The 12,397-nt window shown below is 33.3% G+C and carries 1 protein-coding gene; it reads right to left on the bottom strand.

The genetic code is table 11. The features are described from left to right. Positions 1 to 2 precede the first annotated feature (2 nt). Positions 3 to 12,392 (bottom strand): SDR family NAD(P)-dependent oxidoreductase, encoded by a 12,390-nt coding sequence (locus tag B0A64_RS17015; protein ID WP_089480701.1) that lies wholly within the window; start codon positions 12,390 to 12,392, stop codon positions 3 to 5. Between the last annotated feature and the right edge of the window lie 5 nt (positions 12,393 to 12,397).

Below are 12,397 nucleotides of genomic sequence, written 5' to 3' on the forward strand. Positions count from 1 at the left end.
TTCTATTTCAAATCGTTAATTAATTCTTTTATACTAAAAAAACTTTCCATATTAATTTCTTCAACTTCAGGTTCAGTAATAATGTTTGCAGGTTCAATCTCTTCTATGACAGAATATTTATCAATAAAATCATACCAAAGCCTTTTTTTATCCCATTTTGGTGGAGATAAAGATGTTCTAACCTTATTATAATTTAAATGATCTTTATCTCTAAATTCTGAAATAATTACATGAGCGTTGGTCCCTCCAAAGCCAAATGAACTTATACCAGCCCTTTGCACTGGTGTATCATTTGAATTCCATGACTGAACTTTTTGCTGAATATAGAAGGGAGAATTTTCAAAATCGAATCTAGGATTAGGAAATTCTGCATTGAGTGTAGGCACCCATTTCTGATTCTTAAGACATAAAGACATTTTTATAAAACTTGCAATTCCAGCTCCACATAACAAATGCCCAATATTAGTTTTTACTGTACTCACTCCGCAAAATTGTCGTTTTTCTGTTTCAAAAGCATATGTTAAAGATTTTAATTCTATTGGATCTCCTATACTTGTACCAGTGCCATGCGCTTCTATATGATTTATATCAATCCCCTTCAGGTTATTCTTGGCCATTGCCGTTTTAATGACATCTGTTTGGGCTACGTGATTTGGTGTTGTTATTCCCATCGTCTTACCATCATTATTGGTGGCAGTACCATCGATTACCGCATAAATGTTATCACCATCTTTAATTGCATCAGACATTTTTTTAAGAATTACACAACCAGCTCCTTCTCCTGGAACAAATCCGTTTGCCCGTTTATCAAAAGCATATGATTTATCAGATTTAGATATGACATTCGCCTTGCTTAAAAGCAGGTATGGAGTTTCATCAAGTAATAAATCTACTCCACCAGCAATTGCCCAATCACATTCACCTGTGGAAATACTCTGTACTGCAAGATGTAAACTAACTAGTGAAGATGAACAAGCAGTATCTACTACCAAAGCTGGTCCTTTTAAATTAAAAAAATGTGCTACATGCGCAGCTATCATATTCTGTCCCAACCCAATAATCGTATTGGGAGATATCTTGTCAGGTTTGTAACTTGATTTTCTTGCTCCTATAAATACTCCAATATTGCGTTTACTTATTTCGTCTGCTGTATACCCACTATCACTTAAAGCTTCTGTACATTGTTCTAATATTAAACGGGCCGCTGGATCTACTTCTCTGGCTAATTCCTCAGACATATTAAAATAATGATTATCGAAATATTCGACGCCATTGATAAAGCCCCCCCAGCAACTATCACTTTTATCAGATTGACTAACTTCAGAATACCACTTTTCTTTTTCCCATCGTTCCGGCAAAACTTCAGAAATTAAACTTTCATTATTAATTAAACTTTCCCAAAATTCCTGCTGATTGTTAGCTGAAGCAAATTTACATGACAGACCAACGACAGCTATTTTATTATCCTCAGAATTTAAATTTTCCTCGTTTAAAAAATCTTTCTTCATTTTCGGTTTAGAAGAGATAAATACTCGATAATCAAAATATCCTTCCATATCCATCACTTCTGGATATAATTTTGAGAATTCCATTCCTGCTTTCTGAATAAATATTTTCCAATTTTCTATATTAATCAATGGAGAGTGCTCTATTCTTTTTTGATTATCTTCAAATTTCCACCAGCCCTCCAGCAAACCAAACGTATAGGTTGACAAGCTGCTATACTTTACTAATTCCAAAACATACAATCGCCCTCCTGGCATTAATAATTCATTTACATTTCCAAGCGTATTGGTTATGCTAGTAGTAGCATGTAAAACATTTGACGCAATTACAATATCAAACATTTCGTAGTCCAATCCTTGTTTTAATCCTGAACTTTCAACATCAAATATTTTATAAATGACATTCGGAAATTCTTTTTGAAGTTTTCTCTCAGCATTCTTAAGAAATGATAATGAAACATCTGTAAAATAATATTCAATAGTTTTATCAACTGATTTTAATTGTTCCAATACAGGATAACTTGTACTACCTGTACCTGCTCCAATTTCCAAAATTCTAATTGCATCGTCTCCCTTTTTTTGTTGAATGTATCCGCTTATTGAGTTACCAATTTGACGATTCAATTCTTTAAGTTGCGGATCCTCTGAATATACTTTCTGCAATTCCAATAGGTCACCACTCTGAAACACGACAGCAACTGGGTCTATTTCTCCTTTCAAAATCTTAGGATAAGCCGAAATACAGCGGGTGACAAAATTAATATGGGGTTCCATTAAGACACTAGCCCTTTTTAACTTAAGTTTTGTTCTTTCCAGATAGTTATCTGTCGAAATTTCTGATTTAAAAAATGTAATAATGTTCTCATCCATTTTTATTACGTCTTTCTTTTCGAGAATATCTAAAAAAGCATCAAATAATGGATTAAAAACTGACTTGATTCCTAATCTTGATTGGAAATCATTCTTACTCATTGATCCACTTTCTCCAAATCTATTGTCCAGTTGATAAAATGCCTTTTTTAACAATTCAAAGGCATATGATTCAATGGCTTCTCCAAAATCTTTAATATCCATTGATGTAATTTCGGATTCACTTATTAAAAGTTCTACATCATTTATATTGTTTGATTCTGAATCTGTTATACTTTTTGTTTTATGCAAAAACTCTGCTGACAAATAGCCAATAAGCTGACTTAGTGTATCATTATCGAGCAAAATGGATGGATCGATTGGATGTTTTACCAGCGCTTCTATTTTAGACACCATTTCCGCTAATAAAATAGAGTCAACTCCATAATCGGCAAAATTTCTATCGAAATCTATTTGCTCATCATCTAGATTTAAAGTGTCTTTTAGAATTTTCGTTACTGCATCTTCGAACTTCCTTTTCTGACTAATTTCATCCTTCCAATAATTATCTTCAATAACTTTTGAGGAAATTGTCATCTTGCAGTTATCGATAATTGAAGATGATAAAGTCAGAGAACTTTCGAGCTCAAAATTATCATAACTGTATTCAATCAAAGATTTGATAATAACTTCTCTGCTAATTAAATCAATTCCTAATTCCTCCAGAGGCACACTAATATCAATATCGCTTTCCTGAACTTCTAGTATCTCAGCCACAATAGAAACAAGATATTTCATTTTAATCTTGTCATAAATCCTTTCATCTTTTGAAACTGACTGTGAATTAACCAATTCTGTTTCAATTTTTGAAAATGGCTGTACCGTGAGCCATTTATCTGCCGGTATCAATATGTTTTCCATTTCTGCGGCGAATACAACAGCTTCTGAACTGGACATCGCTTTTTCAAGTAAATCAAATCCAGTGTCATTGTCAAAAGCCTGAAATCCAAATTTATAGTAGAATTCTCCTTTAATCGCTCCACTTCCTGAGGCTTTCCAAGAAGTCCAATTAACTGATGAATAACGTGTACCATTTACGTTTTGCTTTGATTTAACAAAATAATCCATAAATTCATTAGCTCCCGCATATTCTGATGCCCCCACTCCCAGTACAGGAATAACCGAAGAAGACGAGAACAACACTACGAATTTAGGTTTCAGAGGTGCCAACAAACGGTCGAGGTTAATTAATCCACTTACCTTTGGTTCAAAAACCTCAATAACTTTACCAATTGTTTTATTTATAAATGCGGGTTCATCATAATTTGCCTTTCCAGCACAGTGCATACATCCACCCAATGTTCCCCACCTCAAACTTAACTTATCAAGAACATTTCCAAATCGGTGAGTATCCATTAAGGAACCATTGTAAACTTCAAATTCTACATTTTTACTCTGATAATCCATTAATAAAGAAATCTTTTTTATAATTTCATCTGGATATTTATCTGGGGAATTCATAATTCGTGACCACTGCTGAACTTCAGGTAAAGCACCTGTTCCTGTCAGCAGTATTTTTCTCGCTCCTTTTTCTATCAAATATTTAACCAGAGATAACCCTATACCACTAGTTCCTCCCGTTATAATATAGAAATATTCGCTACTAATTTCGATTTCATGTCGTTTTGTTTCTGACTTTAAGGGAACTTTTTCAAAACCAGAAATTAATCTAGTTCCATTTCGATAACAGATTTCTGTGTAACCATCATTTGAATGAAATTCTGACTTAGCAATATTAATTGCTTCAGTACATGAAGAAGTGGATATATCAATTACTTTTGACTCAATTTTCTTATATTCAGCACCTATTGCCTTAACAGTTCCAATCAGCATAGCGCCTCGAACATGAGATAAACTTACTTCACAAATTAACAATTCTCTAGTGAAATAATGGAGTTTCATACCATTTAATCTATTTTCTTTTACTAGTATCTGGAACAATTGGAATTTACACATTGCCCCATCATAATCACTAACAGTTTCCTCTGCTTCTAGATTAGAAAGATCTATAAGATGTTCTGTATTTTGAATTGAATTAACAACATTCTTAAAAAACTGATGGTCAAGATTTTGTATATCTATGACTATTGCTTTACCCACACTTAAGATTAAATTTTCAAAACCAAGAATTACGAAGAGAAAATTTTCAAATTGATTTTCAACTAAATCAAACTCATTATTATATTGATTTTCAGTCAATACAACAAGAGTAGTCCCACTTACATCTCTTTTACTATTGAAATCTAATTCTTTTGTCCACCAATTTTTTCTAAACAAGTGATTCAATTTACTCAACTCTTTTTCTCTTTTAGATTCATTGGGAGTTTCGATATCTGAAAACCAATATTTCTTAAGTTTAAAAGGATGAACAGGTAAAGATACTCTCTGAGGTGGAATAGAATATAAGCTTTTCCAATCCACTTTATTCCCTTGAGTCCAATAAGCAACAAGACATTTGAGATCACCTTGTTCAAGTCCTTCCAAATATTGTCTTTTATTAATTGATTGCTCAGTAATTGAACTTTCCCCTCTCTTCTCTATAAATTCGATAAGTTGAATAATTAAATCATCTCTATTTGAACCAATAAATCCAATTCTTGCAGCAAGATTCATTCTTCCCGTTTGAAGTGTATAAGCAATTTGCTCCAATGAAAAGGAATTTCGCTCGACATGGTTCAATAAACTCTGAACTTTTTCGATCAGCTGTTTTTCATCTTGTGCAGAAATTATCCAAGCAACTGAACCATTTTCTTGATGGTTGGAATCTGAAACATTTTTGTTTTTTTCGATATATTCTTCAATAATTACATGAGCATTACTTCCTCCTGCGCCAAATGAACTTAATCCTGCTGTTAATGGATAATTGTTACCTTTCGAATCCTCATTTCGTAACCACGGCTGTAACTTTTGATTTAAATAAAACTCTGACTCTTGAAAATTAATTCCCGGATTGATCCTTTCTGCATGAATTGAAGGCACAAGCATCTGATTCTTAATTTGAAGAATAACTTTCATTAGGCCTGCCATTCCAGAGGCTGCTTCTAAATGACCTAGATTTGATTTTACTGAACCAATAGCACATTTTTGATTTGGTAAATTATACCCTTCAAGAGCGCGTCGAAGTCCATTTATTTCAATTGGATCTCCTAGGGATGTACCTGTTCCGTGTGCTTCAATATACCCTAAGGCAGCAGGATCAATTCCAGATTTCTCAATAACATTGCGAATAAGGGTGCCTTGTTTTGTGGGATTCGGAACTGTATAACCAGTAGTTTTACCACCGTGATTTATACCACTAGCCCTGATTACGCCATAAATACTGTCACCATCGGATTTAGCCTGAGATAATCTTTTTAAAACAACAACACCAACTCCTTCACTCGGAACATATCCTTCACCTCCCTCACCGAAACTATTACATCTTCCATTTGGTGATAGAAAACCTCGTTCTTTTAATACTATATGATTTATTGGGTGTAACGCCAAATTAACTCCCCCTGCCAAAGCAACATCACATTCTCCTATCAGGATACTTTGACAAGCATAATGTAATGCTGTAAGTGACGAAGAACAAGCTGTATCGAAAGCAATAGATGGTCCATTAAAATTTAAACTTGAAGATACTCGATTCGCTACTGCATAATAAGTTGACAGAGGAAAAGTGTTATCCCCTTTAAGAGCTTCTTCAACTCCAAAAAAAGAATAACTCCCCCACATTACTCCTGCAAAAACTCCAACTTGATTTTCACCTTTATTAGAATATTTAATGCTTTCTGCAGAATACCCAGCAGCTTCAATAGCTTTATGACATTCCATTAAGAACAAACGCTCTTGAGGATCCATTAAACTTGCTTCACGTGGTGAAATATTAAAATACAATGGATCAAAATGAAAATGTTCATTTATAAAACCACCTTTATTGGAAACATTCATGTCTTTTAATCCTGATAACTTCCATGTTTCAGGAACAGAGTCATGAACCATATTTCCTCCATTACTTAGCTGGCTCCAAAAATCATCAAGATCATTTGCTCCAGCATATTTACCGCTCATTCCAACAATGGCTATCGGATCCCTTAAATAATTTAATTGAGAATCTTTAGCTTGACCATCAGTATCTAATTCCGAATCCCTATGGTTTTCCTTCTCAATCGTTTTGTTATCCTGAGTTTGTGACAACAATTGTTCTGGCATATTAAGATTTTCTTTCTCAATCGTTTTATTATCAGGAGTTTTTGACAACAATTGTTCCAACTTGTTTTGATGATTTTCTATAAAATAGTTTGTTAATTCAGTTAAATTAAAATATTCGAAGAACAAGGTTCTTGATAAAGAGCCAAATTTTAATTCAAAAGCTTCATTTAAAGTCGCTACAATCAGAGAGTTTAAGCCAAACATTTCGAAATTTGCTTCGGTATCAATTTGAGAAACATTAAGTCCCACCGCTTCAGAAAAAATCGAACTAATTAATTGCAAAGCACGTTCTTCAAATAAACGATCAGAATTTAATTCTATATTTATAGAAGAAGATCTATCGATCTTTGTTTTCGGAATCTTATTAAAGTGATTTATATTCCCTTTAAATATCCCAACCATTCCTTCCTTTTGAGAAAGAAGTGTTTCCATTACAGAAAATCCTTCGTCAGTTTCTAATGGCTGCATTCCTGTTTTAGACAAAAAATGATCCTTCATATCGTTTCCAACTTGCATGCCATCATTCCATAAAGGCCATGCCAATGCTAATGTTTTTCCATGACGACCACCTGTTTTCTTAACGTTATTGCGATGATTAGAAAACGAATTAAGAAAACTATTTGCACATGAATAATCTCCCTGTCCTTCATTTCCATATAGGGATGAAAGAGATGAAAATGCACAAAAGAAATCAAGAGGTTCAAAACGTGTAACATGGTCTACATTTAAGACACCATTAACTTTAGTGGAAACTACATTTCTAAAATTGGCAGTAGATTTTAGGTATAAGTACTCGTCTTGAATGATGCCTGGTAAAAAGAAGACTCCATTTAAAATCGTAAAACGACTTTTAATATTATAATACAAATGTTCAACTTCATTCATATTAGTAAAATCACAACACACATAATCCTCAAAAGAAAGACCTAAATCAGTCAATTTCCCTTGAATATTTTCTAGCGATGATCTTCCCGCCACGATTAATTTTGCATCATATTCCTTCAACAAATACTGACACAGTTTAATACCTATACCTCCTAATCCTCCACAAACAAGATAAACGCCTTTTTTTCTAATCGTATTAGTCTCATCTATTGGATCAACTATATTCTTTACAAGATATTCATTGATCGATCTTCCATCGACATTAAACTTACTTTCAAAATCTGCTTGTTTTAGTTCCTGAAACAATTCAGATATATAGTCCGACAAACTTCCCTCTATTTGTAATGTACTACAAATCGTATTTGGATTTTCCTGCCTTATAGTTCGGTTATATCCTGAATACATTTCATAAAAAGGTCTATAAAGAGCCCCTGACTCGAAAACAGTAAGTACACGTTTCGAACCCTTTTTAAACTTATACCAAACCTGCAATAAATGATGAAAACTAATAATCTCCCGATCAAGTATCTCATAAGCATTTTGCCACATTTCATTTGAGGTGCTCTTACCATCTTCAGAAATCCAAATCATATAATCGGGAATATTTTGACCCAATTTTTCAAATAACATAGTAATACTACTTTCGTCCATTAGATTAACCGAAAAAGTATTCCCGCTTTGTTCAAAATGCATTCCTTTCGCTAATTTTATCAATTTAACTTTAGGAAAATGTGAAGTCAACCACAATTCTATACTGTCATGATGTGCAGTATTTTGACTGCAAACAAGAACAGTTTCGTTGTCTTTTAGTACTGATAGATTATCTGAATAATTATTAATTACCCAATTATTTTCAATTGTTATCAATCGAGAATCAGCACTAAGTTGCTTTGTGGTTAATCGCCCTGCATTTATTCCTACTATTCTTCCTATAGAACAACCATTAATATCAAACAAAATAACATCATACTTATCGTTAGATTTAGTTGCATACGCAAAGAAATTATTCGGTAATTTATCGGGCAGTTGTAATAAATCAAAACTTACAGGAACAAACAAATCTCCTTGAGAATCTCCTGCATCAAATATTCCCATGATCGTTTGAAAGCATGCATCTAACTTAAAAGGAGAATAAAAATATTTATCGTCTTGGTCTCCACTTTCAATCGATGCTAAAGCAGAGTTGTCGCTGACATACATTGTATTAATTAATCTGAAAGATGGACCAAAACTAATTCCGTTTCTCTCCCAGAATTTATATATGTTTTGATTTTCTATAGTATGATTTGCATTGGATTTAATACTTTTAAGAATTATTGTTTCATCCCAATTTTCAACTTGTGAAGAAATTATCCCCTTCGCGTTTGGATGAGCTATATCATTAACAAAGGAAACAACTTCAAATTGAACTACATTATTGTCTAATTCCGTGAATCGCACTGCTGAATGCCCGTATTTACCATCAATAACTATTGGTTCAATATAAAAAATATCCTTCCAATTGTATTCACTCTTTGAAAACCTAGCAATATAAGCCTCTCTTACAAACTCTATAATAGCTACTCCAGGCACGACAAATACACCATGAATAATATGTTGGGCAACAAATTTATCATGGATAGAAAACTTTCTCTGAGTAAATCCATCGTTATTGATAGATGGTTGTTTTTCTTTGACCCAATAACGATCTCCTTGAAATGGATATGTTGGAAGACTTATTCTTTTACCAAAATCATTAGAGTAAAAATTTTCCCATCGAATATTTTCACCATTTAAATAATGAAAGGCTATCCCGCTAGCTAAATCATCCTTACTGGCTTCTAATTTCGATTCTACAGTTGATAACCAATTGCCTTGTTGCTGCTCTTGTGAAACTACAAGACTGTTCGAATTATATGTAATTTCTTCTGATATCAATTTTTCGAGTAAATCCTCTTTCCCTTTAAACACAACTACCGCCCTATGTTTAAAGTGATCTCTCCCAATATTTAGGGTAAAAATAATGTCATTAAGATTGACCTTGTCTTTATGGGTTCCAAACCAAGTTTTAAATTCAGTAATTTTCTGCAGTAAAGCTCGTTTATCCTTACCAGAAAAAGTAATTAATGAAGCCTCTTCTAATTGCTCCGAAGAAAAATTATTATACTCTTCCAATACCATATGACAATTAGTCCCACTCATTCCAAATGCATTTATAGCAGCCATTCTTATCCCATTTTCAGCAATCCATGGCTCCTTGTTCTTTACAAGATAAAAAGGACTATTTTCAAATTTAATGTGACTGTTTTCAGTACTGAAATTTGCAATAGCCGGAATTACTTTATGTTTAAAGGCTAACACCAATTTTATTAGAGAACTAATACCCGCAGCTTGTAATGTATGTCCTATATTTCCTTTCACAGATGAAATAGCACAAAATTTATGTTGAGAGGTATAACTCCTGAAACTGTCCGTTAATGCAGTTATTTCAATAGGGTCTCCTAATTCGGTGCCTGTCCCATGAGTTTCAACATAGGATATTTTGGAAGGATCAATATCAAAACGGCGATAAATGGACTCTTGTAATTCTTGTTGAGCTACAGGATTCGGTGCAGTGATACCGTTACTTTTACCGTCTTGATTCAGTCCATTTCCTTTTATTACTGCATAAATATTGTCCTTATCTCTAATAGCATCACTCAGACGTTTCAACATTACTATTCCTACAGCTTCGCCAGGAACAATACCATTTGCATCATTATCAAATGGCTTGCAAAGACCTGTTTTTGATAGCATTCCAGTTTTACCTGCCAAGCTATGAAATCGTGGAGTTAGAAATAAAGAAATACCTCCGGCAAGAGCCATATCTATGGAACCATTTCTCAAACTATCGCATGCCATATTTACGGCAGCCAGAGATGAAGAGCAGGCAGTATCTATGGATATACTTGGCCCTTTTAGATCAAGAAAATAGGAAATTCTTGCTGCCAATATGGATGATATGTTTCCTGTTAAGCTTGTATGGGAGATCGAATTTGGAGAGGAATAGTCATAATCACTCAATCCTGCTCCTACATATACACCACAATTAGCCCCCTTCAATGAACCTGCTCTATAGCCTGCATCTTCAATTGCCTTGTATGATTCTTCAAGAAATAACCTTTGCTGCGGATCCATATAACGAGCTTCAAGTGGAGAAATCTCAAAGAATAAGGCATCAAATAAATCTATATCAGAGAGAAAGGCTCCTCGCTTCAACATTTCGTCTTGATCACATCCATATTCCTTTATATCTTCTTTATCCCAGTGTTCAACCTCAGTTGAAAATTCTATTTTTTCTTCAATGAGATTATCCCAATACTGCTGCAGATTTTTCGCACCTGGAAATCTACCAGACATACCGATAATTGCAATTGGTTCTATTTCCTTTTTATCATTAAACTCGCTCAATTCATTTTTTTGTTTAATTTCAAATGATGTTTGCGACATTGAAAAATTGGAGACTGGTATATGCTCCTCGGAAGTAACCGTAAAAATTGGATTCCTTGTTATTATCACATGGTCGGCTATATATTGGCTCAAGGAATCTATATCTGGATATTGATAAACAAGAGTTACTTTAAGGTTGATATCGAATAGTTCATTTATTTGATCAATAAAAGAAACTCCAATTAGAGAATCCATCCCATAGTCAGCAAAACTCTGTGATGAATCAATATTTTGTTCGTCAACCATCAGAAGATTAGCAATTAATTTAATCAAATCATGTTGAATATCAAGATATTCAGATTTAGATTCCTCATTGCTCGAAACATTCGATAACTCATGAGTACTATGATGTTTTTCACCAACAATAATACTTTGAAACTCCTTATTTAAAGCATATCCTTTCGAATAACCAAACCCTTGTTGCGCCATAACTATTCTCCAACTTTCTTTCGAAAGAAGAGGAGAACCTGGCAATCTAAGATCATCCTTATAAGACCACCAACTATCTGCCAACCCAGATGTCATCATTAAAAAAGGGCTCACTTCAGTTTTTTCGTTAAGAATAAGAATGCCATTATCTTTTAATAAAAAATTAAGATTAGATAAAGATTTTGTGATCACAGAAGTTCCATGAATAGCGTTACTTGCGAAAACTATATCGCAACTTTTATCTAGCTCTTTATATTCTGAAGGATCTTTTTGAATATCTAGAACACGGAAATCCATAAATGGATTTGATTTTCCAAATTTTTCTTGTCCAAAATTAACAAATCGCGCTGAAGCGTCAGTATAGATGTACTCTACCTTCGTACCCGATTTTGAAAAAACTTTTAGTACTTCTATACTAGTTCTGCCTGTTCCTGCACCAATTTCCAATATACGAATCGGAGAAATATTTTTGTTTGTCGATAATCTATCAACAATTTTAGAAACTGTATTTGCTAAAAATTCATTAAAAAAAACTGCTGCGATATTTTCCCTATAAATTTTTCCTTCTATTTCTAAAGCTTTCTCAGAGAAAAGCATTTCATCATATCTTATTTCTCCTCGTAAAATTTTATTATATGATAAAATACAATGATCTAAAAGCTCAACATTGGATCCAAAACTAACTGAATGAGTTAGTAAATTATCCCTAAGAATGCCAAGCGAAGATGATAGCTCTTCCTGAGAAGGAATTCGTAAAATCTTAAATTTTCCATCTTGAAATTGAAAATCGTTAATTCCATTAATTATCAATAAAAATGAATCAATTAAACGATTATATTTTGGCAAAACATCAATTGTATCAAACAAAACTTGTTTCGAATACCAACGATTGGCATCAAATAATTCAAAATAAGGTTGAAAAAAGGAAAATAGAACATTTTCAGCATATTTATCTAGATCATTTACCCCATCTATTATCTTCTTTTTATCTACTGTATTCATTGTAT

Source organism: Flavobacterium araucananum, from assembly GCF_002222055.1.
Taxonomy (GTDB): domain Bacteria; phylum Bacteroidota; class Bacteroidia; order Flavobacteriales; family Flavobacteriaceae; genus Flavobacterium; species Flavobacterium araucananum.

What these genes read in the sequence shown, in the direction of transcription:
- B0A64_RS17015 (WP_089480701.1), bottom strand. Translation starts at nt 12,392, where the DNA reads ATGAATACAGTAGATAAAAAGAAGATAATAGATGGGGTAAATGATCTA.